Consider the following 25,904-nt stretch of genomic DNA (forward strand, 5'->3'; position numbering starts at 1 on the left):
TATTATATAATATTAATACTAATATAAAAAGGTGAATAAAAATTGCAGATGAATAATTAGGTGTATATTTTAATTTATCACACACGGATATATTTATTCATATACTACATATATAGTAATTTTTGGAGGAAAAGGCTTTTGGATATATTAGAAGTAAAAAAATATGTTGAAGATGCTTATGATCTCCATATTGAATTTATAGAAAAAGTTAAAAGTATATATAAGGTTCACACAAAATACAATAAATATTGCTTAAAGGTAATAAATTACGATTTTGGACATTTCTTATTTATAATTTCTGCCATAAAGCATCTCCAAAATAGAAACTTTAAAAGCATACCTGAAATAATAGAAACTAAGCAGGGAAAAGATTATATAGAAATAGAAAGAAGTTATGCCTATTTATGTAGATGGGTTGACTCTAGACAGTGTAATTTTGAAAATCCATTGGATGTTTTAGTTGCAACTTCTAAGTTAGCAGAACTTCATAAAAAAAGCTGCAATTTTAAAGTGCTAAAAAATATGAATCCTAGGATAGGATGGTTTAAGTGGATAGATACTTTTAAAACTAGAGAAAGTGAAATAGTAGATTTTAAAAAAAGAATATTAAAAAAAGACCATAAGGAAGAATTTGATATATTGTATCTAAATTCTATGGAAAAGGAAATAAGTATTGCGGAAAAATCTATAGAAGATTTAAAAAAGACCAGATATTTAGATGAAATGAAACAAGAAATCTTAAGTAATGGATTTTGTCATCATGATTATGCTAATCATAATATTTTAATAGATACTGAAGGAGAAATAAATATTATAGATTTTGATTACTGTATATTAGATACCCATCTTCATGACCTGTCTAGTTTGCTTATAAGAAGGATGAAAAACGGCAAATGGAATATGAATAATGCGTCTTTTATAATTGATGCATATAATGCTATAAATATTGTAAAAACAGAGCATATACCTATTATGTCGGCGTTTATGGAGTTCCCTCAAGGATATTGGCAACTTGGAATACAGTATTATTGGGAAAAGCAGCCTTGGGGAGAAGAGGCGTTTATGAGAAAGTTAAAAAGAATTTTAGGTGACACAAGAGAAAGACTGGAATTCATAGATGAGTTTAAGAAGAGCAAATACAATTGAAATTTTAAAAGGAGGAACATCTAATGTCACATAAGAAGTCACATAGTAAAAATATAGATGAATTTGAAAATAAGGATTTAGGATATTATGAAAGTAAAGTGGATAGTTTAAAGAAGACTGTAAAGCAGCTAGAAAAAATGAATAAAAGAAAAAAGGAAGTTATGAAATTAGAAAAGAAGAGGAAAAAAATGTTAAAGGAAATGAAAAAAATGCATAGATAGGGCAATCTCACAGGCAAAGCAAAGAGGTGGTTTAAAAATGTACTTTGAGGATGTTGAATCATGCTTTGTTAATTATCTAGAATCAAAAAAAATATTTAAGGTAAAAAAATTTGATAATACAATAAAGTACAAGGATATATCTCTGGATAACATAAAAGAACAGATGTCTATAATTAGTGAATTTCATAGAAGAACTTTAAAATACAGTGGTATTATGAATAAAAGATTATATAACAATATAGGAAAAGAAGTAGAACAGTATAAGGTTTATACGAAGAAATTGAAAAAATATCTAGATAGAATAGAGAAGTTACAAAACAAGACTTTATTTCAGGAAAAACTGAATCAAATAGGAAAAAAGTATTTAATAAGAGCAGAAAGTTGCATGGACAATCTAGATAAAAATGGTTATAAGAATTTAATAATTAGAAGCATGAAAAGGGTGGAAATGTGTCTTAGAAACACATATTTTAACAATCTGAGAAAAAAAGAAGATATAGAAGTTATAGATATACAAGGGTGCTGTTATAATATGGTAGAAATGGATGCGGTATATTTCTTAAGTAGAATAAAAAGAAAAGGTATGAGTGCAAATTTTTATGAAATTATAATGGAATTTTGTAAGTACGAACATTTAAAAAAAAGTAGTGTGCAGTTTATTTTATCAATGATATCTTATCCTTATGAGGTTATGAAATGCTGCATTAAATATATATATGGTACAAAAAATTGGACGGAAAAAGAATATATACTTAAACTAAATAAAGCTATAGATGAAGATGGAGAGAGTCTAATTAAATTTTAGATGGTAAGGGGGAGGCACAATTGGTAGACAGATATGGTGAAAAAAAATATTTAACCAAGTATGATTTGTGTACAAAGCTTTTTGATAGATTTGATTTAAAAGTATATGATGTTGTACCGGTTAGACGTGTATATATGATTTCTACAGACAAAGGAGAAAAAATATTAAAAAAAGTAGATTATACTTTAGATGAGCTGAAGTTTATATATAATGTTTTAAATTATGTGAGAACAAAATTCCCTAGAATAATAAATTTTGTGAAAAATAAAGCAGGAGAAATATATACTATTTGGGATGGAGATATGTACTGTATAATGGATACAGTAAATGGAACGGAATGTAATTTTAGTAATCCTATAGAATTGGATATTGCAGCAGAAGGCTTAGGCGAATTTCATCTTGCATCTGAAGGATTTAAGACAGATATATATAATAAGAGTAATAATGGAAGATTGATTGATGCTTTTAAGAGAAGAATTCAAGAAATGGAGTTTTTTAAAAATATAGCGAATATTCATGAGAAGAAGACAGAGTTTGACGAAATATTTATAAAAAATTGGAATTACTATATAGAAGAAATAGAAAAAAGCATAATATTACTTCAACAATCTCACTATTATAAATTGTGTAGTGAAGAGGATAAAATAGTAGTATGCCACCATGATTTAGCGTATCATAATATATTAATAAATGAAAATCAAGCGTATTTTATAGATTTTGATTATGCCATCATAGACCTTAAAGTGCATGATCTTTGTAACTTTATAAACAAAGTTATTAAAAATTTTGCCTTTGATATAGATAAAACTAATTCTATAATAAACAGTTATTGCAATAAAAATACTTTAAATCGTAGGGAACTTGAAGTACTATATGCTATGTTAAGTTTTCCTAATGATTTTTACACTATAGCCAGAGATTATTATAGTAAGCGTAAGGAGTGGGAAGAAGAAGTATTTCTAGATAGATTGAAGAGAAAAACTAGATATAAAGAGGACAGAAAAGAATTTTTACAAGAATTTACAGATAAAATTCTACATTAGGTGAATAATATATTTATAAAAAAATAAATAAAGTATGTAAGAAACCGCATATATCCTTAGAATCTATGTATTTCAAAGATATATGCGGTTTCTTATAATTTAAATTGGTTATTTTTTTAGAATTTTGTTGTATGCATCCAAGGTATCTTGGGTAGTTTTACCCCAACTTAGTTCAGAAGCTCTTTTCATACCAGAGGATATTAACTTATTTCTAAGGTTATTATCTGAAAGTACGGCTAACATGGATTCATATAAATTAGTTTGGTCTGTAGGGTCTACGAGAAGAGCACCATTTTCAACTACTTCAGGAAGTGAAGTTGTATTTGATACTATTACAGGTATTCCACAGGACATAGCCTCTATTGGAGGAAGACCAAATCCTTCATAAAAAGAGGGATATACAAATAATTCAGCCCCATTGTATATATATGGAAGATGATCCATAGAGATAAAACCTGGGAATATAACTTTGTCCGATATATTTAATTTTTCAGCACGATTTTTATATATTTTATATGATATTCCTCTATTACCAGCAATAACTAAATTCAGAGGACTTTTATATGAAGACACTAATTTGCTGAAGCTTTCAATAAGCCCAAGTATATTTTTTCTTGGACTGAATCCACCTACATATAGAATATAATCTCCAGTTATAGAGTAATATCTTTTAGCAACATATTTACTTATTCTTTTATCAATGGGTTTATATATCTCTTCACTGGCTAGATGAGTGACATATATTTTGTCTTCAGGGAAATCAAAGGCCTTCATGATGTCTTTTTTAGAAAAGTTTGAAACTGTAATAATTCCATCACATTGGGGTATTGCTTTAGGTATATAATCTGAAAAAACCTTGAGATATCTATCACTTACGGTTGAAGGCATTCTATAGGGAATTACATCGTGAAGTGTTATGACAAATTTACAATTTTTGTGAATGGGAAGCCCAACTCCATTTTGAGGAACATGATACAATTGTATATTAGTATCTTTTATTGTATTCGGCACATTGACTTCTTGCCAAAAGTTGTGAATATTGTCTTGAGGGAGTGCATCTAGTCTAAAGTTTTTTTTAAAATTTATATTATCTCTAAATCCCTCCGGCATGAAAAGTAAGTAATTATTTATATTATCAATATTATTTAAACAATTTAGTAGTTGGTAAGTATAAGTACCTATACCAGTACCTCTATACCATTTTGCGGCACGTCCATCAATGCCTATTTTCATAAAGTTATTCCTCTCTAAATTAGTATATTTCATTATATTAAAATAAAGCTCAAAATGTTAATATTCTTCTAAATTAATTTAAGACCTCATATAAATATATAGGGGTGATTAACATGATGCGAGAATTTGAAATAGAAAGACAATTTGATGTAAAAATTGAAAATATAAAACCAAGCAAAGGAGTATATCTTCTAAAAACAGACAAAGGAATGAAGTGTTTAAAAAAGGTAAACTATGGAACTCAAAAACTTCTGTTTGTTTATGGAGCAAAGGAGCATCTTATAAAAAATGGGTTCCCATATGTAGATAAGTATTGCAATAATGTAGATGGAAATCCATATGCACTTGTAAATGAAGATATATATACTCTTTCCGAATGGATTAGCGGCAGGGAATGTGATTTTAAAAATAGAGATGATGTCATAAATGCTTCTAAGTGCCTGGCAAATTTACATGCAGCTTCCAAAGGATATGAGCCGCCGGAAAACAGCAAATTGAAGACAGATCTTGGCAGGTGGCACCATCTTATGGAAAAAAGGGTTAAAGCTCTTGATAAAATGAGAGACATGGGTAGAAAAAAAAGTAACAAGGGAGATTTTGACTTAAATTATACTAAGGAAGTTCAGTTTTATAAAGATTTTGGAAGAAAGGCCATAGAGGTATTGAATGATTCTAAATATGATGAGTTATGTAATATCACAGAAAAGGAAGAAGGCTTTTGTCATCATGATTTTACCTATCACAATATAGTAATTGATAATAATAATAAAGTAAATGTAATAGACTTCGACTATTGTAAAAGGGAAGTTAGGGCTTATGATATTTCGTCTTTTATGGGTAAGGTTTTAAAAAGATCCAACTGGGATATAGCTAATGCAGAGCTTATAATTAATTCATATAATGAAGTTAGCCCTATTAAAGAAGAAGAATACAGGGTGATATTTGCTTTTTTGCTATTTCCTCAAAGGTTTTGGAGGTTGGCTAATAGATACTACTATAACGAAGTCAATTGGCCTTTAAAGACTTATAATAATAAACTTCAGGAATTAATTTCTGAGCAGGGTAAATATATTGATTTTATTGAGAAATTTAAAAAAATATATAACCAGAAGTAAAATTATCAAAGAAGGTTAGGATCTATACCTGGAATTTTAAATTAAATCCGGTATAGTCCTTATTTTTTGCACTTAAAAGGCATTGTATTCATAATATATACCATGACTTTTTATATGGGGATGTATGAAAATATGAAAATAGGAGATGTAGTGGTAAGGAAATCTTACGATAGAGATATAACTTTTAAAATAATAGATGTGAAGGAAGAAGCAGAAGGAAAATTATATATTCTAAAGGGAATAAATTTGAGAATAATTGCAGATTCAGCTGAAGATGATTTAGAACCTGTATCTAAAGATTCTCTTACAGAAAGTGAAAAAGTATTTAGTAGACAAGTCAATAGATCTATTAAAGATATTTTAGCAAGCAGGGGAGGGTTCAGGCAAGAATACAATATAACAAAATTTTTATCCCATAAATCAGGCAAGGAATTGACTTTTGGAAGACCAGGGAAGATACTTCACATAGATGGAGATTCGGAATATTTAGATGTATGTCTTAAAGTATATAAGCAGCTTTTATTAGATGTAGTTGGGAAAAATATACCAGAGAAAGATCAACCTAGTCAGGTAGTGGAGTTAGTAAAGGAAATTAAGCCTGATATAGTTGTGATTACAGGACATGATGCTATAGTTAAAGGTACTAAGGACTATACAGATTTAAACAACTACAAAAATTCCAAGTATTTTGTAAAAACAGTATCCGAGCTTAGAAATTACAAATCTAACTATGATGATTTAGTAATATTTGCGGGGGCATGCCAGTCCTGCTACGAGAAAATTTTAGATTCAGGAGCTAATTTTGCAAGCTCACCTAGTAGAGTACTTATTCATTGTTTGGACCCAGTATTTTTGTGCGAAAAAATAGCATATACCAATATAGAAAAAGTTGTATCCATTCAAGATGCATTAGAAAATACTATAACAAGAACTAATGGCATTGGAGGATTACAAACAAGAGGAAAGTATAGAGAAGGATTTCCAAAATCACTCTATGTATAAAAATCATAAAAATAGTAAATATTATTGTATATATGAGTGACTTAAAGAAATAACAATATAAAATGCTATAAATAGAAGTATCCTGGTTCTGTTTACAAAAAATTAATATTGACAAAGCGATTTATTAACTGATATACTAAAAAGTTTAATTGACATAATAGCACATAGAGAGTATAATATAAAATGTTGAAAGAGGGTGTTTGAAATGATGGAAGGATCTAATGTATTAGCTTCTATAAGAAAAAATATTGAAAATCATGTGGGAGATAAGGTAACCCTAAAAGCAAACGGTGGTAGGAGAAAAGTTTTTGTTAATAAGGGAACGATAGAAAAAGCTTATCCTAGTATATTTGTGATTAGATTAGAAAGTGACACCCAAAGGAAAGTGACATATAGCTATTCAGATGTTTTAACTAAGACAGTTCAGTTAGTTTTCCCAGTATAAAACGGCGTAAATTGGTATTAAATAGCCGATTTATTTTTGCAATATTAATCAAATCAAATTACAGGAACCATTACCTTTACTCTTTTCTAAGTGGTAATTAGTAGAATTAAGGATAGTATATAGAATAATAATTTTAAATGATTATCATTCTATATACTATTTTTAATTCTATAGGGTAAGAAGAAAGATGGCTAACTCCATCTTTCAACTATGGTATAAAAGGGTATTGAGAATTTATGAGAGGTTATATGGTTAACAACCAATTTAATATTACGTCAAAATTCTTTAAATGTCAATATTAATAGACATCATAAAAATCTTTACAATAGTAGCATATTTTTTATCTCAAATTTATATAAATAAATAGTAGGTTTTTATGGAGGAGGTAATAAATATGAGCATAGATTTTATTAAAGAAAATATAGAATGTGAACAGTTGCTAGCCGAAGATTTTTCGGATACTGTTATAAAAGCAGAATATGTAATACCTGATACAAATCCGGATGTTAAAGAAATTTTAATTCTTAATGCAAAGCCAAGTATAACTAATAAAGAAGTGATGCAGGATAAAGTATTTGTGGAGGGTAAAATAGAATATACTTTGCTTTATTTAGCAGAAGAAAGCGAAAACATGGGTATTTACAGTGTTAATTATACAGGAACATTTTCCAATTATGTAGAGGTGCCCGGCACAGAACATATGATGTTATGTGATTCAGATTGCTATGTGGAACATATGAATTGTACTATAGCAAATGAGAGAAAAATAGTTATTGAGGGAATTATAAAATTAAAGGCAGAAGTGTATAAAAAATATGAATTTGAGGTTATAAAAGATGTAACTGGATCTGAGGACATACAGATGTTAAAAAATCCTGCTACTGTAGATAAAATAGTTGGCACAGTTTCAGGAGATTTAGTTGCTAAAACTGAAATTCAGATATCTGTGGACAAACCGCAGGTTGGAAGTGTACTAGAATATAATATAAATATTCATAAAAAAGATATAAAGGTGTTAGAAGATAAAATATCTGTAGAAGCTTATGTGCTTATTAGAATGCTCTATAGGGGAAAGGACACAAGAGATATTGTATGTATAGAAAAAGATGTGTTTGTAAGTAAGGAACTTCCAATGCAGGGAGTTAATCCTTCTATGGAAAGCCACACTGATTTTAACATTGATGAAGTAGAACATACTATACGAGAAGATGACTTAGGGGAAAACAGAATAGTTGAGTTAGAAGTGCTTGTGAAATCCAATACTAAAGTTATGTATAAAGAAGATATGGATATAATAGAAGATGCATATTCTCCATCTTCTCTTATGCAAATGGAAAAAGAAGATTACGAATTGAATGTTATGCATGGACAAAATACTACTCAAAGTATGGTTAAATCCAATATAGAAATAAATGAAGGAATTAAACCTACAGAAGTAATTATGTCTTATGGAGATGTGTGCATAACTGATAAGAAAATAGTAGAGGATAAAGTTATTGTAGAAGGAGTTTTAAATGCTAAGATACTGTATAAAGATTCAGAAAATCAAATAAGGAGGTCTAATGAGGAGATACCTTTTAACTGTGGTGTAGATATACCTGAAAGTAAAATTGATATGCAGTGTATAGCAAAAGTGTCCTTAGAAAGTATAGAGGGAGAAATAGAGGTAGATACCATAGCAGTAAAAGCGGTTATAGAGGTTTATGCTAGAGTAAACTATATTACGCATAAAGAATTTTTAGTAAATATAGATGCCTTAGAGGGAGAGTTCCCGGATAAAAAATCTAGCCTAACTATATATGTAGTCCAGCAAGGGGACACCCTGTGGAAGATAGCTAAAAAGTACTATACTACAGTGGAAAACTTAGTGAAACTAAACAGTATAGAAGATCCCGATAGTATAAAAGCCGGAGAAAAGCTTATTATACCGGGAAGAGCTGTTATATAACTTAATTAATAGTTAAGAATGAAGAATTAATAGTTAATGTAGATTTTTTTCCGTTACACTACAAAGAATCTTTAATTAAGTTTTTGAAGGCTCGTTTTGCTAAAGCAAAACATTACTAAGCACTGACTTATATAAATTTAAGGATTTTTTGCGACAGCTAAAAATCATCCTTCACTATTAATTTTTCACTATTAATTCTTAACTTGCGAAGCTTTGCTTCGCAATATTTTTATATTAAGTCAAAGTTCCGTATAGGTGAAAGCTAAGTTAAAAATGAATAACTTAATTTATATGCTTCAGTAGTAAAGTACTGAAGTTTTTTGTCTTACGCATAATAATTAAAAATATGGAAAAAATATAAAATATCCACAGGAGAAGGTGTATGAGTTTGAAAGAAAAAGTAGAGGGAAACTTGATAATAATAGGAGGAGCAGAGGATAAAAAAGGCGATAAAAAAATATTAAAAAAAGTTTCTGGAATGTTGGAAAAAAGTAAAGATATACTTGTAATTGCAACTATCGCTTCTGAAATTCCGGAGGAATTAGGATGTGAGTATGAGAAAATATTTAGAGAATTAGGTATAAATAATATAAAAATATTAAATATTAAAGATAGAAAGGATGCATTTAATATAAGCAATATAACTCTAATAGAAGATGCTTCTATGATATTTTTTACTGGAGGTGACCAACTTAGAATAACAAGTTTAATAGGAGGAACACCACTGTATTCTAAAATTCAAGGACTATATAAAAACGGATGTACTTTTGTGGGAACTTCTGCAGGTGCTTCTGTTATGAGTGATACTATGATAGTAACAGGTCCTGATGAAGAGTCCCCTAAAAAGTGTACCCTAAAAATGGCTCCGGGACTTGGATTTATAAAAGGGGTTATCATAGACCAACATTTTGCACAGAGAGGCAGGATAGGTAGATTGCTTGTAGGAATAGCAGAAAATCCTCAGAGTCTAGGCATAGGAATTGATGAGGATACAGCTATTATAGTTAAGGAAAATGGAGAATTTACAGTAGTTGGTTCTGGAGCAGTATATATAATAGATGGTTCTAATATAACTTACAGTAATGTTTCAGAACAACATCCAGATGAAGTATTATCCATGTTTGACGTAAAATTGCATGTTCTTAAATGTGGAGATAATTTTAATTTACTAAATAAATCAGCCTATAATATCTAGTAAATTTTGATTTTTGTCATTCATAATGAAATAATAAAAACCAATGAAAGGTCAAATAGATATAAAGGGAGGAGTCCGAAGAGACCGTTAAATCAGTAAATAAGACATTTGAAAGAAAATAGGTTAGCATACTGACTAGTTATTTTTTTGAAAATGCCTAACGTAAAGATAAGTGCTGATGATACCGTTATAGTTAAACGGGATTTTAAGCCCTTGGAGTATCGGACCAAACGAAAGTAGCAAATAAGCAAAATCGGATACTATGAATAGGGAGGTAAGCAGAGTTTTTAAACAAATCTAAAAGGCCTATGCTTACGTAACGGGCAATATATACGAAGATGAGAATAGATAATTTTAGAATTTTTCAAGGAAGAAATATATTTGCTCATAAAAAATGCATAAAAATGTCTGTAGATTTAGAAGGATACAGCGAAGTTCCTACTAAAGATATACCTGGATTTAATAATAAATTGTTAAAGATTATACCTGAACTAAATGAACACAGGTGTGGAATTGATGAAGAGCATGGTTTTAGAAAAAGATTAGAAGGGGGTACTTACTTAGCTCATGTATGCGAACATATTATACTTTCCATTGAAAATATCCTGGGAGTAGATGCTTCCTATGGAAAAGCTAGGGAAATAAGTGGTGACAAATATTATATAATATATGAGTATTTATACAAAAATACAGGAGTAGCAGCGGGGAAGATAGCTGTAAACTTAATAAATTCTCTTATAAAAGGAAAAGATTATAATTTTAATGAAGCTATAGAAGATATAAAGAAAATATTAAAACGAGAAGAAATAGGATCAAGTACTTTAGCTGTAATATCGGAAGCTAAAAAGAGAGGAATACCTGTAACTAGAATTGGAGACAACAGTATATTTCAACTGGGGTATGGAAAGTATAGTAAAATTATAGAAGCAACCATATCTTATAACACAAAAGCTGTAGCTGTAGATATATCCTGTGACAAAATATTGACTAAAGAGATACTTAAAAATCAATGTCTTCCTGTAGCAGAAGGTGGAATTGTAAGAAGCCCTTTAGAGTTGCTTATAGAAGCTAAAGAGATAGGGTATCCTATAGTTTTAAAACCCTGTTATGGTAATCAAGGAAAAGGTGTATTTATAAATATAAAAAGTGAAAAGGAAGCTATAAATGCTTATAATATACTATCAAAAAAATATGATAATATAATGATAGAAAAAAATATAACAGGAAAAGATTTTAGAATATGTGTGATAAATGGAAAGGTAATAGCTGTTTCGGAAAAAATACCTCCCTGTGTTGTAGGAGATGGAGTAAGTACTGTAGTTGAATTAATAAAAAATATAAATAAGGACACAGCGCGAGGAGATGGACATGAGAAGCCTTTGACAACAATAAAAATAGATGAAGAATTAAAATCGTGTGTAAGTAAACACAGCTATAGGCTAGATAGTATATTACCTAAAGGTAAAAAGTTGATAATAAGAGAAAATGGGAATTTATCTACAGGAGGGAAAGCAGTAGATTGCACTGATATAATATGTGAAGATAACATAAGTATTTGTGAAAGGGCAGCAAAGGCTATAGGACTTGATGTGTGTGGTATAGATATATGCTGTGAAGACATAGGTAAACCTATAGACAAAAGTGGAGGTGCTATATTAGAAGTTAATGCAGCACCAGGTATTAGAATGCACCACTATCCTAGCCAAGGTAAGAGCAGAAATGTAGCAAGTGCTATAGTAGATATGATGTTTAATAAATATAAACCAATACCTGTAGTTTCGGTTACAGGAACTAATGGAAAAACTACAACTACGAGACTTATAGCACATATTTTAGGAAAATCTGGATATAATGTTGGAATGACTACTACAGGTGGAATATATGTAAATAATAAGTGTATATGTAAAGGTGATACTACAGGATATTATAGTGCTCAAACTGTTTTGGCAAATAGAGATGTAGAAGCAGCAGTATTAGAAACAGCAAGAGGAGGTATAATAAAAAAGGGTCTTGCTTATGACCTAGCAGATGTAGCAGTTATAACTAATATAACGGAAGATCATCTAGGTATAGATGGAATACATACCATGAAGGATTTAGCTTATGTGAAATCTCTTGTAGGAGAAGCTGTAAAAAAAGATGGGTATGTAGTTTTAAATGCAGATGACTTAGTAAGTATAAGTATAATTAATAGAATAAAAAGTACTATAATTATGTTTTCAAAAAATAAGGATAACCCAATTTTGAGAAAGAACATAAATAGTGGAGGGTATGGAGTATATATTAGAGGTAATATTATGTATGTAGAAAAGACAGAAAAAATAGTACCTATTGCTAAAGTGGAAGATATAAGAATATCATTAGATGGAAAATTAACCTACAATGTAGAAAATGCTATGGCTGCTTGTGCGGCTGCAGTAGGGCTTAATATAGACTATTCTATTATAAGGAAAGGGTTTAAAACTTTTTATGGAGATTTTTCTTTTAACCCAGGTAGGTTTAATATTTATGATTTAAATGGGGTAAAAGTAGTTTTAGATTATGGACACAATATAGAAGGTTATAAAGCTGTTATAAGAGGTGCTAAAAATTTAAAATATAATAGATTAGTTGGAATAATTGGGGTACCAGGTGATAGAACAGATGAGAGTGTTGAAAAAATAGGAAGTATTGCGGGAAAGAACTTCGATTATGTATATATTAAAGAAGATAAAGATAGAAGAGGTAGAGAAATTGGAGCTATAGCAAAAATACTAAAAGTAGGCGTCACGAAGTCAGGCTTTGACATGAACAAAGTAGAAGTTATTTTAGACGAAAAAGAGGCACTAGAAAAAGCAATAGATACTGCAAAACAAGGAGACCTCATAATAATATTCTTTGAAAAAATAGATCCTCTAATGAAGCTGTTAAATCAGAAGCTAAATAGAGAAAAATCAAATTTAAATTCACTAGCTATGATATAGGAAAAAGCTATACTTTTAAATTTTAAAAGTATAGCTTTAATTTTAAAATAGTATTATACTATTTTAAATACCTTAATATTATTAAGTTACTTTGGAGGATTGAAATGTTAGTAAAAGCTTATGCTAAAATAAATCTCTCATTAGACGTGGTGGGAAAAAGAAAAGATGGGTATCATCTTTTGAAAATGATAATGCAGAATATAGACTTATATGATGTTTTAAAAATAGATGAGATCAAAACTGGAATACATATATGCTCTAATAATAGATATATTCCCTGTGACAGGAGAAATTTGGTTTACAGGGCAGCAAAATTGTTTATTGATAAATATAATATAAAGAATGGAATTAGTATAAACATAGGTAAAAATATACCTGTATCAGCTGGACTTGCTGGTGGAAGTTCAGATGCTGCAGCTATACTGAAGACTATGAGAAATATTTATGTTCCTGAAGTAAGTGATAAAGAATTGAGTGAATTAGGCTTAAATATAGGAGCAGATGTTCCTTATTGTATAATAGGAGGTACAGCCTTGTGTGAGGGTATAGGAGACAAGGTTACACCACTCATGCCGTTTAGAAACCATATACTCATATTGATTAAACCGCCTTTTGGAGTGAGCACAGCAGAGGTATATAAAGATTTAGACATAAGCAAAATAAAAAGGCATCCTAATACAGAAATTTTAATAGATGCGGTTAATAAATCAAAATTGGAGATGCTGAGTAAAAATATGAAAAATGTTTTGGAAAATGTAACCTTAAAAAAATATCCTATACTTAGAAAAATAAAGACTGATTTGATAAATTTCGGAGCAGTAGGTTCACTTATGAGTGGGAGCGGTCCAAGCATTTTTGCTTTTTTTGATGATATGCTAAAAGCACAGAAATGTTATGATAATATGAAAGCTAGGTATAGAGAGGTGTTTATTACAAGAACCATTTAAAGGTATATAGAATCTATAATTTGAAAGTTAGATTTATAATTCCAGATATTGTACTGATAATTGATAAAATATAATTAAAAATTGAGAGTTAGGAATTAATAGTTATGGATGATTTTCTTTCGTTAAAATTCCAGAAAATCTAAAATATAGTGTTATTAAAGCTTTGAATTTAAGTTTTTTCAAATCTTATTGGACAAAAATAATTATTCACTATTCAGTATTAATTCTTAACTAAAAAAATCCTGTTTGGTTAGAAAGTATATAACCAAACAGGATTTTTTATATAAATCTTAAAGAAATTAACAAAAACAATTTTATGAATAAATAAGGTTTATTAGGTGAAAAATAACTTAAAATTACTTTATACAAAGTTGACAAAAGGGAAGAGGAAAAAATGTGAGAATAGTTCATCTGTTTGACAAATATTTTTTTATACTTATGGTAATTGAAGGAATCACTTTGACATTCATTGATTCAAAAAAGTTTAAAAGAAATAGATTAATAAAAACTGCTTTTAAATCTAAGATAATTGGCGTAATTTTAATAGTCTTTTCAGTTGTGTTATACGCCTTTTCTATATATTCTTTTTAAGGAAGTGATAAAAGTGAAAGAAGAGGTAAGAAGTAAGATATTACCTAGTGTAGACGAGAATATAAAATATTTAAAAGATCTGTTTAAGGATGATTCAGATGTGGTTTTTAGAGAATTTTATATAGGACCTGTGAAATCTGCAATAGTATACATAGACGGAATGGGAGACAAAATGCTTTTGAATGATCTACTTAGAGGGTTAATGGCTAGAGCAAGATACGTAAAATATGTAGATGATATAAAAGATAGAATGATGAGTGTATCTGATATGAAGGATTTAGACGATTTAAAAAAAGGGGTGGATTTGGTTTTATCAGGAGATACTTTGATGTTTCTTGAGGGAATGAAAAGTTTTTATGTAATTTCTACTAGATTATGGCCTGCGAGAGGGGTAACGGAACCTTCAGGGGAAACTGTTTTAAGAGGTTCAAGAGATGGATTTACAGAAACTATAAGATTCAATACAGCACTTGTTAGAAGAAGAGTAAGGGATACCAGGTTTAAAATTGTTCCCAAACCACTGGGGGTAAGATCTAAAACCGATGTTGTAATAATGTATATAGACGATATAGTAAATGCTAAAGCTCTAAAGGAACTTGAGAAAAGATTAGATAACATTAAAATAGATGCCATTTTAGATAGTGGATATGTAGAACAGCTTATAGAAGACAATAAGTGGTCTCTTTTTCCTCAGATTCAGAGTACTGAAAAACCAGATGTAGTAGCAGCTGCACTCTATGAAGGTAGAATTGCTGTTTTAGTAGATAATTCTCCTTTTGCAATTATAGTTCCAGCTACAATGCCTAACTTATTTCAGTCACCAGATGATTATTATCAAAGGTGGATATATGGATCCACAATTAGAATAATAAGGTTTATGTCTATTATTCTTTCACTTATATTGCCTGCTCTTTATGTTGCTGTTACTTCTTTTCATACGGGAATAATACCTACTAAATTGGCGTATTTTATTGCAGCTTCAAGAGAAGGAGTACCTTTCCCAGCTTTTGTAGAGGCCATAATTATGGAGATAAGTTTGGCACTGCTTTTAGAATCCATAGCCAGATTGCCAAAGGCCATAGGGGCAACTACTGGTATAGTGGGAGGCCTTATTATAGGTCAGGCAGCAGTTCAGGCTGGAATAGTAAGCCCAATAATGATAATAATAGTAGCAATCACAGCTATAACAAGTTTTACTACGCCTAATTATGAGATGACAGCTGCATTTAGGTTGATTAGATTTTTACTCATAATTGCCTCTGCAATTGCTGGACTTTATGGAATTATGATTGGACTTATATTAACATTGATACATTTAGTTAAACTTAAGAGTTTTGGAGTACCATATCTGTCTCCAATGGTAAATGAAAACATTAATGACTTTAAGGATATGTACCTAAGATTGCCTTTTAGCTTTTTTAAAAGAAGGCCACGATATATGAAAACTCAAGACAAAATAAGACAAAGATAAACTTAGAAATCGTTATCCAGGGGCGTAGCAGCCGTTATCCCCCACTTTATGAGAAAAGCAGATATCCCAAATCTTTGATTTGGTGACAGTCGCTTTCACTGTGTGCGATGGGGAGATTACGGATGGTAGCCATTGGATAAATATAGACTTGAAGATTGAAATTTATATGAATTGCGAACTGTGAATTGGTAAGGAGATGGTTATTACATGACACAAAAAAATTTTATAACTGAATTTGGAATGTTCAGTACTATAGTAATAACTATGATAGGTGTAGGAGCATTTTCATATCCGGGAGAAGTGGTAAACTATTTAGGGTCAAATGGATGGATTGGAACAATAGTAGAAGGAATATTAGCTTATTTCTTAATTTACATTGCCTATAAAGTTATAAAATTAAATGGATATAACAAGTTATGCATAATACTACAAAATAGCCTTGGAAAGATATTTGGAGGTATTTTGGCACTTATATTTGTTGCATATAATATATTTTTTATATCCATGGGTATGAGGATATTTATAGAAGTTATAAAAATGTATTTACTGGAAAAAACTCCTTCTGAATTTCTAATAATTGTAATGATATTTACAGGAATCTATCTTATAAGAAATGAACTAGGAGATTTAATAAAGTTTAATGAAGTTTCTTTTTGGATAATGTTCGTATCAATGGGATTAATATTTTTGTTTACTTTAAACAAAACAAACTTTAATAGCAGTATACCTAACTTTATTAATAGTAATGTTTATGATTATTTAAAAGCCTTCAAAAATACAATATATAGTTTTGTTGGCATAGAGATAATATACTTAGTTGCTCCTTTTGCAAAAAATAAAGTAAGTATAAAAAAAATAGCGTTAAAAAGCATTCTGTTTGTAACATTATTTTATGTTGTTACAGTTATACTGTCTCTAGCTATTTTTTCTGAAGAGCAAACTAAAACTTTATTATGGCCTACTATAACAATGATAAAATCTGTGGATATAAGAGGAGCCTTTATAGAGAGATGGGAAGGTATAGCAATGGCTATATGGATTATGTTTTACTTTTGTAATTTTTCTAATGTATATTACCTGTCTTCAGATATAGTAAAAGACGTATTTAGATTAGGCGATATAAGGATTTCCTCAGCTTTAATAGCTCCATTTATATATTTGACAGCTATGTATCCTGAAAATATAGCAGATCTATACCATATAATTAACACAGTAATGCCTGGGGCAGCTGCGTACAGTTTAATATTTCTTCCTTTAATTATATTTTTGTTTAGAAAACCTAAAAGGAACTTAAATGCAAGCAAGTTTATATGCATATTTTTAGCTTGTACTGTGCTAACTGGATGCTGGGATAAAGTTGAGATAGAAAGAACTCAATTAGTATCTGTAATAGGAGTGGATGCAGGAGAGGATATAGGTAAGACTAAAGAATTAAAAAATGTGAAGTCAACAGATCCTCTAACCTCCATAAACCTAAAAAAAATCCATGTAACTTTTGGAATACCAGATTTGAGTAAATTAGAACCCGGTAAAGGAGGTATATCTGGAGACAAATATGTGGATGTAGATGGATATTCAATGGAGGATGCTGTAAATACAGCAATGTCTAAAAGCAGTAGAACTGTGAAGTTTAGTCAAACAAAGTTGCTTGTTTTAGGTAAAAGTTTAATGGAATATCCTGATGTAGTAAAAGAAGTCGTAGATTATTTGCAAAGAGAACCTTCACTAAATAGAAATATGTATATAGTTATATCTAGTGGAAGTTCAGATAAGTATATAAAAATAAAAATGCCCATGGCAAAAAGTACAGAAGGTTATATATTGGGATTAGTTGAAGGAGATGCCAAGGACAATGAAGTTAAAACTGTAACTTTAAATGATTTCTTAGTTAGTATGAGTGAAAATGGAAATAGCATAATACCAAAAATTGAAATGGATAAGGACAAAAAGAATATAAAGATAGCAGGTACTGCAGCTATAAAAAGTTTTAAATATGATGGTGATTTAAATCAAGTTCAGACTTCTAATATAGAATTATTACAAGGCAAATTGAAAAGTGGCAAAAGAATGATATATTTGGAAGGTCATCCTGTAGATATAAGGATAAATGAGAGTAATAGAAGAATAAAAGTCTCCCAAGAAAAAGGAAATTTAGTGTTTAATATAAAACTAAATATTGAAGGTGAGATAAAAAATTATTATACTAACGATAAGGTTTTATCAGTAGGTAAATTGAGTTATATTGAACAAAGCTTTAATAAGGCCATAGCACAGGAATGTAAGGATGCTATAAAAGTTACTCAAAGAGATCTTAAAATTGATCCTATAGGATTTAAGGATTATATAAAAAGATATCATCCGCTTATGTGGAGGCAAGTAAAAGATAAATGGGAGGGTTCTTATAAAGATGCAGTTGTAAATGTAAATGTAGATACTAAAATAAGGAGAATTGGTGTAGTAAAATAATAGCATACAGTGAATATAATTGAAATATATGTAAATAATTATTAATAAAATAATCAATAGTTATTAAAAAGTGGGGATGAGATCATGAAAAAATTTTTATTAGTATTTATTATATGTATTTTAAGTATATTTACTGTATGTTCCTATTTATTTAAAGTAAAAAGTAACAATATGCAGGATGATATGGCATCTAGGATTATAAGATTTCATGTTATAGCAAATAGTGATTCAAAAAATGATCAGGCACTTAAACTAAAAGTAAGAGATAAAATATTGAAATATATACAACCTAAACTAAAGGACTGTAAAAATATAGAGGAATCAAGAAAAGTTTTAAGGGAAAATGATAAGGACGTATTAAAAGTAGCCCGTAGAGTAATAAGTGAGCAGGGTTATAACTATGAAGTTAAAAGTACCTTATCCAGAGTAAATTTCCCTATAAAGACTTATGGAAATATAACTCTTCCTCAGGGAAGGTATGAGGCTTATAGGGTCATTATAGGAAAAGGACGAGGCCAAAACTGGTGGTGTGTTATGTTTCCTCCATTATGTTTCGTAGATATTACAAAAGGACAAGTATCCTACAAAAAGACAGAACAAGAAATGAAAAAGGTTTTGACACCGGAGGAGTACAAGATGGTAAACAACAATGAATTTGATATAAGTGACAAAAATAATATAAAAGTTAGATTCAAAATAATAGAGGTGTTAAATAAGTTGGGAATATAAATCTAGTACAAGTGGGCTGAATATGGTAAGTTCTCAAAATTTGAGAATTTTATACCTTCAATTAGCCCTAACTTGTAATATATGAATAGAAATCTATATTTAACACAAGTTAATTTACAATTCAAATAATTTTAAAGCTGTTTTCAAAAAATATTTTTCTGCAGATTTAAAAAAAGTTTTAGGATTGTTCTTTTCATAAATTTTCTCTTCTGTAAAGGAACTTTTATTTGATTTATTTTGTACAAGCCAATTTATTAAATTAAATATGTCATTCCCAGCATAAGGTTTAGAAAATTTACTGCAATTTTCTACCATGCTTTTTAGTTCATCTTTAGAGTGAAGAAGTTTTTCTATGTTTTCACCACATTTTTCTATGTCAGTTAAATTTACAGCCAAATTATGCCTTAGTAGAAATTGAGCATTTTTTTCTTCTTGACCTGGTATTGGAGAAAATAGACCAAGGGGTATTTTGCATATTAAGGCCTCAGTAATAGTAAGCCCTCCTGGTTTTGTTAAAAGAAGGTCACAAGCCTGCATATACTTATTTACATGGTCAGTAAAACCTATAATTCGAGTTTCCTTTGAAGAAGAATCTTTAATCTTTGAAAGCTCTGCATAAAGTTTTTTATTTTTACCTGTTATGATGATTACCTGGATATTTTCATTTATATTAGTTAACTGTTTATATATATCAACTATTTTTCCAAGCCCCAGACTTCCACCCATAACTAGTATGGTAAATTTGGATTCACATAAATCTAATGATTCTAATGTGTCTTTTCTATCATAATTCATATTAAAATCTGGTTTAACAGGTATTCCTAAGTTATAAATAGTGTCTTTGGATATCCCTTTAAAAATCATTTTGCTTATCATATCTTCGTTAGAAACCACATAAGCGTCAATATAAGGATGAAGCCAAGAACTATGAGAGTAATAATCAGTGATTATGGACATACATGGTATGTTCATATTGTATTTTGACTTTAGCACCGACAGCATTTCTGTAGAGAATGAATGGGTGGCTATTAATATATCAGGTCTAAATTCACGAATAAGTGGAATCAATTTACAAGTCATAGCTTCAATAAGCTTAGAACTTATAGTGTTTGTAATTGTATAATCATCTTCTGAGTAAGTGTATAATTTCCCATATAAATAAGGGGATACTTTTAGAGATTTTAAATAACTTCCAATTACTACTTTGTCTATTATAGGATTTATATATTTAATGGTATCAATAATCTTTACTTCTGATTTTGGAGCTTTTAAGGCTATGTAACTTTTTATAGCTTCTGCAGCGTTACCATGTCCGCCTCCTGCAGAAATTGAAAGAATTAAAACTTTCATTTAATCACCTTCTGGTTAAGTATGTAATTTAATTATATAAAATGTACGGAAAATAATAAACTCATTTAACTAACATTTAAGAAAAAATTAATAATAAGCAATAAATATAGTATTGGCTTTTAAATTTTATATTAAACAAATAATACATAACAATTAGGTAAATGCAAACAATATAAAAAGAGGCAAAATGGAATGGTAGCGATCGGATAAATGGTGAGATTAGTCATAAAAAAGAGGTGGAAATTTATGAAATTTTCTAAAAAAAGGATAATATATACTGCCATAGTAACTTTAATTGTAGTGTTTTCTAGCACATTTGCTGTATTAATGACTCTTGAAAGAAATGATTATAGAAATTATTTGCAGGGTGAGTATGGTAAAAGTATGTATGAATTAATAGATGCAGTTCAAAATATAAGAACTAATTTAACCAAATCGGCTATAGTTGGATCAAGAGAACAACAGATAGTAGTTTTTGACGAAATATTTAGGTATTCTGCTGTAGCTAGTGATAAATTGCATTCACTTCCAGTATCCCAATCTACTATATCAGATACCAGTAAGTTTTTAACTCAGGTAGGAGATTTCTGCTATAGTTTAGGCAAATCATCTACAGAAGGAAAACAGTTAAGCGAAAGAGATTATAATGATATAGAAAAATTAAAAAAGCAATCCAATGTACTGGAAAATCAGTTAGAATTAGTATCTAACAATATAAATCAGGGGAAAGTAAAATGGGGAGAAATAAGAAAAAAGATTACAGGCGTTTTTGCTAAAAGTAACGATATATCAATATCTGAACAATTTAGGGGAATACAAAAACAGGTTCTTCAATATCCTACATTAATTTATGATGGACCGTTTTCAGATAATACACTTCAGATAAACCCTAAAATAAAATTACAAAAAGAAGTTTCTCAAGGTGAGGCAGAAAAAACTGCTAGGCAGGTTATTGGAAAAGATAAGATAGAAAATATGGATGTATCTTCTGTTAATGAAAAATCCAACATAGGTGTATATAGATTTACTGCAGCATTAAAGGGAAGAACTAAAAAAGACAGTAGAGTAGTATGTGAAATAAGTAAAAATGGGGGGAAGGTATACTACTTAATAAATGATAAGAGCATAAATAACAGTTCTATGGACGTTAAAAAGGCTTCTGAAATTGGACTCAAATATTTAGATAATTTAGGTTATAAAAATATGATCATTACGTATTCCTTAAGATATAATAATGTGGCAGTTATAAACTATGTGTATAGTCAAAATGGTATACTTGTTTATCCTGATCAGATTAAACTAAAGATAGCTTTAGATAATGGAGAAATTATAGGTGTGGAAGCAGAAAAGTATTTAATATCCCATGAAGAGAATAGAAAAATAGAAACTCCTAAGTTAACCTATGGGGAAGCTGAGAAGAGAGTTAGCAAGAGACTAAATGTAACAAGTAAGAGGCTCACTATAATTCCTACGGAAACTAATAAGGAAGTACTATGTTATGAGTTTTCTGGAAATTATAAAGGTGATTACTTTAAAGTTTATGTAAATACAAATACGGGATATGAGGAGAGAATAATTCAAATAATTGACACTCCTAATGGTAAACTTGCAGTGTAAATCATTGTTATTTTCTTTTAAATACCTAGTTTAGAGTGATGGAAACCTTACTTATTTGGTGAGGTTTCCAAAGCATGAAAAAGTATTTCAGGATTGGAATAGATTTTAATATTAAAATTAGTCTGATATAATGTATATATTAGTTATTTTAGACTAAAAGGGAGGCGAAACACGTTATAACTTTACTAAAATCCATAGGGTTTGATAAAGTTTTAATAACGAAATTATGAAAAAAAAAGCTATTATATCTGTATCCAGTAAACAAACTGATGGGGAAGAACCTATAGAAGTTGTTACTCCAGGAAATTTTTATAAAAAAGATGATTCCTATTATGCTGTTTATAAAGAAACTGAATTATCTGGAATGGAAGGAACTACTACTACATTGAAGATAAAACAGGATAAGTTTTCTCTTATAAGAATGGGGAGTACTAGTACTAAAATGGATTTTGATGAGAATAAAAAAAATGTGTCCATGTATAAAACACCTTATGGAACTATAGAACTAAGAATAGAAACAAATAGTTTGAATATAAACGTAGACGAACAAGGTGGGGATATAATGATAAATTATAAGATTAGTACTGCAGGACAAGCATTAAAAAATACCAAGCTAAAAGTAAATATAAAAATTAATGAATAAATTTTTGGGTAGTTTTGATTAAAGTATTCACATATGGGAATTAATTAAATATATAGTAATGAAAAGAGAAGGTTGATTCCAATGAAATATTTTAGAAATAAAGAAGAAGTATACACTAAAATAATTAAAATATTATGTGAATACAAGGGACTTAGTAGGAAACACATGTTTAAAATATTAAAAAACGAATCTTGTAGATACTTATTTTTTTTGCTTATTAAAAAATATGAATGCTGTGATATGGAATTATTGAAGAAAGATTTTCCCTCTGTGAACAGTAAAAATGTAAAAAGGAATATAAAAAGAGCAGAAGAAAAATTATTGTTTGATAAAAAAATAAGAGAAATGTATTTTGAAGCAGAAGATATAATAAATAAAGTAAAATAAATATTTATAGAAAAGAATAAAAAAATATGGAATATAAATAGAAAGTGTGATATCATAGTAAATATGTTTTGAACAAAAATACACCATTTTACTATTTATGAAGGTAATTGTTATTATAAAACTAATTAATTAGTTTGTCAATAATTAATTGAAATAGTTTATATTAACCTTTTTATAATGTTATTTATATTTTTAAATAGTTAAATTAAAAATTGTAATACTAAAACTTTATAGGATAAAAAACAGGGGGTGACACTGCTTTTAAAAGCAGAAATTTTATGAATACAAAATATATATTTGTAACCGGAGGAGTAGTATCTTCACTAGGAAAAGGAATAACTGCAGCTTCATTAGGAAGACTTCTAAAGAATAGAGGATTAAAGGTTTCAATTCAAAAATTTGACCCATACATAAATGTAGATCCAGGAACCATGAGTCCATATCAGCATGGTGAGGTTTTTGTTACAGATGATGGAGCAGAGACGGATTTGGATTTAGGTCATTATGAAAGATTTATAGATGAAAATTTAAGTAAAAATAATAATGTTACTACAGGAAAAATATATTGGTCAGTAATATCAAAAGAGAGAAAAGGGGAATACCTTGGAAGTACGGTTCAAGTAATTCCACACATAACAAATGAAATAAAATCAAGAGTATATAGGGTTGCCAAAGAACAAGATGTTGATGTAGTTATAACTGAAATAGGAGGTACTGTAGGAGATATAGAATCCCAGCCTTTTCTAGAAGCCATAAGACAGATAAAATATGATGTTGGAATAGAAAATGTATGTTTTATACATGTTACTTTAGTACCTTATTTACAAAAGTCAGGAGAATTGAAAACAAAACCTACCCAACATTCAGTTAAGGAACTTAGGGGTATAGGAATACAACCAGATATAATAGTATGTCGTTCGGAGGCATCTATATCTAATGATTTAAAGGAAAAAATAGCTTTATTTTGTAATGTAGAGAGAGATTCTGTTATTCAAAACTTAGATGCTGAAAACTTGTATGAAGTTCCATTGATGCTTCATAAAGAGGGATTAGATGAATTAGTATGTAAGAAGTTGAAATTGGAATGCAGTGAAATAGATAATTCCGAATGGATTAAAATGGTAAATGATATTAAGAAATTATCTAAGAATGTAAATATAGCTTTAGTTGGAAAATATGTAGAACTTCATGATGCATATATATCTGTAGTTGAGGCATTAAATCATGGAGGATATGCTAACGATGCTAATGTAAATATAAAGTGGATAAACTCTGAAGATGTAACTAGTAAAAATGTAGGAGAACACCTAAAAGACATGGATGGAGTGTTGATTCCGGGAGGATTTGGTGATAGAGGAATAGAAGGAAAAATATTAGCTGCAGGTTGGGCTAGAAAGAATAAAATTCCTTTTTTCGGAATATGTCTTGGTATGCAGTGTGCTGTAATAGAGTTTGCCAGAAATGTACTTGGATATGATGGAGCTCATAGCTCAGAAATAGATCCAGATACTAAATATCCTGTTATAGATTTAATGCCAGATCAAAAGGATATAGATGAAAAAGGTGGGACTATGAGGCTTGGAATATATCCATGTAAACTTTTAAAGGATAGTAATTGTTTTAAAGCTTATGAAGAAGAAGTTATATATGAGAGACATAGACATAGATATGAATTTAATAATTATTATAGAAAAAATTTATCACAGGCAGGCCTTGTTCTTTCAGGAACGAGTCCTGATTCAAGGTTAGTAGAAATTGTAGAAATAAAAGACCACCCATGGTTTGTAGGCGTACAATTTCATCCAGAACTTAAATCAAGACCTAATAGACCACATCCATTGTTTAGGGATTTCATAAAAGCTTCTTTGGATAATAAAAATTAGTATATTTTTAAATTAAGAAATTGGTATGTGTTAGTGAAAACTGCATATACCAATTTTTGTCGAAAAAATAATATAAATAAAAGTAATATAAGCAACTTTTATGAAGGATTTTAGTAATATTTATAGAAATATTAATGTATATAGTATTAAGATATTTAAAGAAATACCAATTTTATGGGGGGTGAGGTTTATGGTATTTGAAACGAATATAAGTATTGCTATTATAAATCCGGAAGGAAAATATTGTATGAAGGATTTCTCTATATTTGACACTAATAAAATTAATGAAAGTTTCACCTCTTTAAAGGTAAGTTATATAAATAATGGCGTATTATCATTAAAAATAAAATGTGGACTTTGTGGAAGCATTCACTATTATAAATATAATATAAATAAAGTAGTTAAAAAAAATATTATAATTGGAGGATGCGAGTTGTTAGGGTTCCCTATATTTTGTATAGGAAATCGTAAGAGTGTAGAAGAAAAAATATTAAGGTATACTCGGGCTAATAAAAAAATATATGCTATGATATAAATTTTTTATAATTATCAAAAATAATGTAGATTAAAATATAGAAAAAGGGTATAATGTTATGTGTGTATAAGCATTTCTATATGGAATTTTCTTAATTAGTAATGATATTTTCAATTATATTTTAAATGTTTCCCTAAATTTAATTGTAATATAAAATTAGACAATTGTG

General features: G+C 29.2%; 22 protein-coding genes. 20 read left to right on the forward strand and 2 right to left on the reverse strand.

Annotation, left to right across the window (positions count from 1 at the left end; genetic code table 11):
• Window positions 1-138 precede the first annotated feature (138 nt).
• The 4 genes from DMR38_RS00895 to DMR38_RS00910 are packed head-to-tail and all read left to right on the forward strand — an operon-like array spanning window position 139 to window position 3,215.
• Window positions 139-1,146, forward strand: a complete 1,008-nt coding sequence (locus DMR38_RS00895; RefSeq protein WP_127719572.1) for a CotS family spore coat protein — start codon at window positions 139-141, stop codon at window positions 1,144-1,146.
• Between the two features lie 23 nt (window positions 1,147-1,169).
• Window positions 1,170-1,367: a hypothetical protein gene (locus DMR38_RS00900; protein WP_127719573.1), complete on the forward strand. Its 198-nt coding sequence runs from the start codon at window positions 1,170-1,172 to the stop codon at window positions 1,365-1,367.
• A gap of 37 nt (window positions 1,368-1,404) precedes the next feature.
• Complete coding sequence (locus DMR38_RS00905; RefSeq protein WP_127719574.1) at window positions 1,405-2,172, forward strand: spore coat protein; 768 nt, start codon at window positions 1,405-1,407, stop codon at window positions 2,170-2,172.
• Window positions 2,173-2,192: 20 nt separating this feature from the next.
• The gene (locus DMR38_RS00910; RefSeq protein ID WP_127719575.1) at window positions 2,193-3,215 is read left to right on the forward strand and encodes a CotS family spore coat protein; all 1,023 of its coding nucleotides are present in this window, start codon (window positions 2,193-2,195) and stop codon (window positions 3,213-3,215) included.
• Window positions 3,216-3,323: 108 nt separating this feature from the next.
• Here DMR38_RS00910 and DMR38_RS00915 read toward each other — a convergent pair whose 3' ends face one another.
• The gene (locus DMR38_RS00915; protein WP_127719576.1) at window positions 3,324-4,448 is read right to left on the reverse strand and encodes a glycosyltransferase family 1 protein; all 1,125 of its coding nucleotides are present in this window, start codon (window positions 4,446-4,448) and stop codon (window positions 3,324-3,326) included.
• 113 nt (window positions 4,449-4,561) lie between these two features.
• On the opposite strand from DMR38_RS00915, the gene DMR38_RS00920 reads away from it, so the two are divergent.
• The 11 genes from DMR38_RS00920 to spoIIR all read left to right on the forward strand — a co-directional run bounded on the left by DMR38_RS00920 (window position 4,562) and on the right by spoIIR (window position 19,320).
• Window positions 4,562-5,563: a CotS family spore coat protein gene (locus DMR38_RS00920; RefSeq protein ID WP_127719577.1), complete on the forward strand. Its 1,002-nt coding sequence runs from the start codon at window positions 4,562-4,564 to the stop codon at window positions 5,561-5,563.
• A gap of 132 nt (window positions 5,564-5,695) precedes the next feature.
• Window positions 5,696-6,565, forward strand: coding sequence for a sporulation peptidase YabG (yabG, locus tag DMR38_RS00925; protein ID WP_127719578.1), 870 nt, complete (start codon window positions 5,696-5,698; stop codon window positions 6,563-6,565).
• A 208-nt stretch (window positions 6,566-6,773) separates the two neighbouring features.
• Window positions 6,774-7,010: a Veg family protein gene (locus DMR38_RS00930; RefSeq protein ID WP_029170030.1), complete on the forward strand. Its 237-nt coding sequence runs from the start codon at window positions 6,774-6,776 to the stop codon at window positions 7,008-7,010.
• Between the two features lie 394 nt (window positions 7,011-7,404).
• Window positions 7,405-8,958 carry an SPOCS domain-containing protein gene (locus tag DMR38_RS00935; RefSeq protein ID WP_127719579.1) on the forward strand — a complete coding sequence of 518 codons (1,554 nt, stop codon included), beginning with the start codon at window positions 7,405-7,407 and terminating at the stop codon, window positions 8,956-8,958.
• Between the two features lie 388 nt (window positions 8,959-9,346).
• The gene (locus tag DMR38_RS00940) at window positions 9,347-10,153 is read left to right on the forward strand and encodes a cyanophycinase (protein ID WP_127723838.1); all 807 of its coding nucleotides are present in this window, start codon (window positions 9,347-9,349) and stop codon (window positions 10,151-10,153) included.
• Window positions 10,154-10,491: 338 nt separating this feature from the next.
• Window positions 10,492-13,116, forward strand: coding sequence for a cyanophycin synthetase (gene cphA, locus DMR38_RS00945; protein ID WP_127719580.1), 2,625 nt, complete (start codon window positions 10,492-10,494; stop codon window positions 13,114-13,116).
• A 104-nt stretch (window positions 13,117-13,220) separates the two neighbouring features.
• On the forward strand, window positions 13,221-14,063 hold the full coding sequence (gene ispE / locus DMR38_RS00950) for a 4-(cytidine 5'-diphospho)-2-C-methyl-D-erythritol kinase (protein WP_127719581.1): 843 nt from the start codon (window positions 13,221-13,223) through the stop codon (window positions 14,061-14,063).
• 396 nt (window positions 14,064-14,459) lie between these two features.
• Entirely contained in the window at window positions 14,460-14,654 is a 195-nt protein-coding gene (locus tag DMR38_RS22610) for a CLC_0170 family protein (protein ID WP_127719582.1), read from the forward strand.
• Between the two features lie 13 nt (window positions 14,655-14,667).
• A complete protein-coding gene (locus DMR38_RS00960; RefSeq protein ID WP_127719583.1) occupies window positions 14,668-16,125 on the forward strand; it encodes a spore germination protein in 1,458 nt (485 codons plus the stop codon).
• 207 nt (window positions 16,126-16,332) lie between these two features.
• Window positions 16,333-18,591 carry a Ger(x)C family spore germination protein gene (locus DMR38_RS00965; RefSeq protein WP_127719584.1) on the forward strand — a complete coding sequence of 753 codons (2,259 nt, stop codon included), beginning with the start codon at window positions 16,333-16,335 and terminating at the stop codon, window positions 18,589-18,591.
• A gap of 84 nt (window positions 18,592-18,675) precedes the next feature.
• On the forward strand, window positions 18,676-19,320 hold the full coding sequence (gene spoIIR / locus DMR38_RS00970) for a stage II sporulation protein R (protein WP_127719585.1): 645 nt from the start codon (window positions 18,676-18,678) through the stop codon (window positions 19,318-19,320).
• Window positions 19,321-19,434: 114 nt separating this feature from the next.
• On the opposite strand, the gene DMR38_RS00975 is transcribed toward spoIIR, so the two are convergent.
• Window positions 19,435-20,670: a glycosyltransferase gene (locus DMR38_RS00975; RefSeq protein ID WP_127719586.1), complete on the reverse strand. Its 1,236-nt coding sequence runs from the start codon at window positions 20,668-20,670 to the stop codon at window positions 19,435-19,437.
• A gap of 246 nt (window positions 20,671-20,916) precedes the next feature.
• Between DMR38_RS00975 and ypeB the strand changes: the two genes are divergently transcribed.
• The 5 genes from ypeB (at window position 20,917) to DMR38_RS01000 (ending at window position 25,735) form a co-directional block, all read left to right on the forward strand.
• Window positions 20,917-22,287 carry a germination protein YpeB gene (gene ypeB, locus DMR38_RS00980; RefSeq protein WP_127719587.1) on the forward strand — a complete coding sequence of 457 codons (1,371 nt, stop codon included), beginning with the start codon at window positions 20,917-20,919 and terminating at the stop codon, window positions 22,285-22,287.
• 226 nt (window positions 22,288-22,513) lie between these two features.
• Window positions 22,514-22,930, forward strand: coding sequence for a DUF1934 domain-containing protein (locus tag DMR38_RS00985; RefSeq protein ID WP_127719588.1), 417 nt, complete (start codon window positions 22,514-22,516; stop codon window positions 22,928-22,930).
• Window positions 22,931-23,011: 81 nt separating this feature from the next.
• A complete protein-coding gene (locus tag DMR38_RS00990) occupies window positions 23,012-23,317 on the forward strand; it encodes a ribose-5-phosphate isomerase (RefSeq protein WP_127719589.1) in 306 nt (101 codons plus the stop codon).
• A gap of 278 nt (window positions 23,318-23,595) precedes the next feature.
• Complete coding sequence (locus DMR38_RS00995) at window positions 23,596-25,200, forward strand: CTP synthase (protein ID WP_127719590.1); 1,605 nt, start codon at window positions 23,596-23,598, stop codon at window positions 25,198-25,200.
• A gap of 190 nt (window positions 25,201-25,390) precedes the next feature.
• On the forward strand, window positions 25,391-25,735 hold the full coding sequence (locus DMR38_RS01000) for a hypothetical protein (RefSeq protein WP_127719591.1): 345 nt from the start codon (window positions 25,391-25,393) through the stop codon (window positions 25,733-25,735).
• Window positions 25,736-25,904: the final 169 nt, after the last annotated feature.

The organism is Clostridium sp. AWRP, from assembly GCF_004006395.2.
In the GTDB taxonomy this organism is placed as follows: domain Bacteria; phylum Bacillota; class Clostridia; order Clostridiales; family Clostridiaceae; genus Clostridium_B.

Excerpts from the sequence above, each read along its gene's own strand:
- DMR38_RS00900 (WP_127719573.1), top strand. The coding sequence starts at position 1,170 with ATGTCACATAAGAAGTCACATAGTAAAAATATAGATGAATTTGAAAAT.
- DMR38_RS00905 (WP_127719574.1), top strand. The coding sequence starts at position 1,405 with ATGTACTTTGAGGATGTTGAATCATGCTTTGTTAATTATCTAGAATCA.
- DMR38_RS00915 (WP_127719576.1), bottom strand. The coding sequence starts at position 4,448 with ATGAAAATAGGCATTGATGGACGTGCCGCAAAATGGTATAGAGGTACT.
- DMR38_RS00920 (WP_127719577.1), top strand. The coding sequence starts at position 4,562 with ATGATGCGAGAATTTGAAATAGAAAGACAATTTGATGTAAAAATTGAA.
- yabG (WP_127719578.1), top strand. The coding sequence starts at position 5,696 with ATGAAAATAGGAGATGTAGTGGTAAGGAAATCTTACGATAGAGATATA.
- DMR38_RS00930 (WP_029170030.1), top strand. The coding sequence starts at position 6,774 with ATGGAAGGATCTAATGTATTAGCTTCTATAAGAAAAAATATTGAAAAT.
- DMR38_RS00935 (WP_127719579.1), top strand. The coding sequence starts at position 7,405 with ATGAGCATAGATTTTATTAAAGAAAATATAGAATGTGAACAGTTGCTA.
- cphA (WP_127719580.1), top strand. The coding sequence starts at position 10,492 with ATGAGAATAGATAATTTTAGAATTTTTCAAGGAAGAAATATATTTGCT.
- ispE (WP_127719581.1), top strand. The coding sequence starts at position 13,221 with ATGTTAGTAAAAGCTTATGCTAAAATAAATCTCTCATTAGACGTGGTG.
- DMR38_RS00965 (WP_127719584.1), top strand. The coding sequence starts at position 16,333 with ATGACACAAAAAAATTTTATAACTGAATTTGGAATGTTCAGTACTATA.
- spoIIR (WP_127719585.1), top strand. The coding sequence starts at position 18,676 with ATGAAAAAATTTTTATTAGTATTTATTATATGTATTTTAAGTATATTT.
- DMR38_RS00975 (WP_127719586.1), bottom strand. The coding sequence starts at position 20,670 with ATGAAAGTTTTAATTCTTTCAATTTCTGCAGGAGGCGGACATGGTAAC.
- ypeB (WP_127719587.1), top strand. The coding sequence starts at position 20,917 with ATGAAATTTTCTAAAAAAAGGATAATATATACTGCCATAGTAACTTTA.
- DMR38_RS00985 (WP_127719588.1), top strand. The coding sequence starts at position 22,514 with ATGAAAAAAAAAGCTATTATATCTGTATCCAGTAAACAAACTGATGGG.
- DMR38_RS00990 (WP_127719589.1), top strand. The coding sequence starts at position 23,012 with ATGAAATATTTTAGAAATAAAGAAGAAGTATACACTAAAATAATTAAA.
- DMR38_RS00995 (WP_127719590.1), top strand. The coding sequence starts at position 23,596 with ATGAATACAAAATATATATTTGTAACCGGAGGAGTAGTATCTTCACTA.
- DMR38_RS01000 (WP_127719591.1), top strand. The coding sequence starts at position 25,391 with ATGGTATTTGAAACGAATATAAGTATTGCTATTATAAATCCGGAAGGA.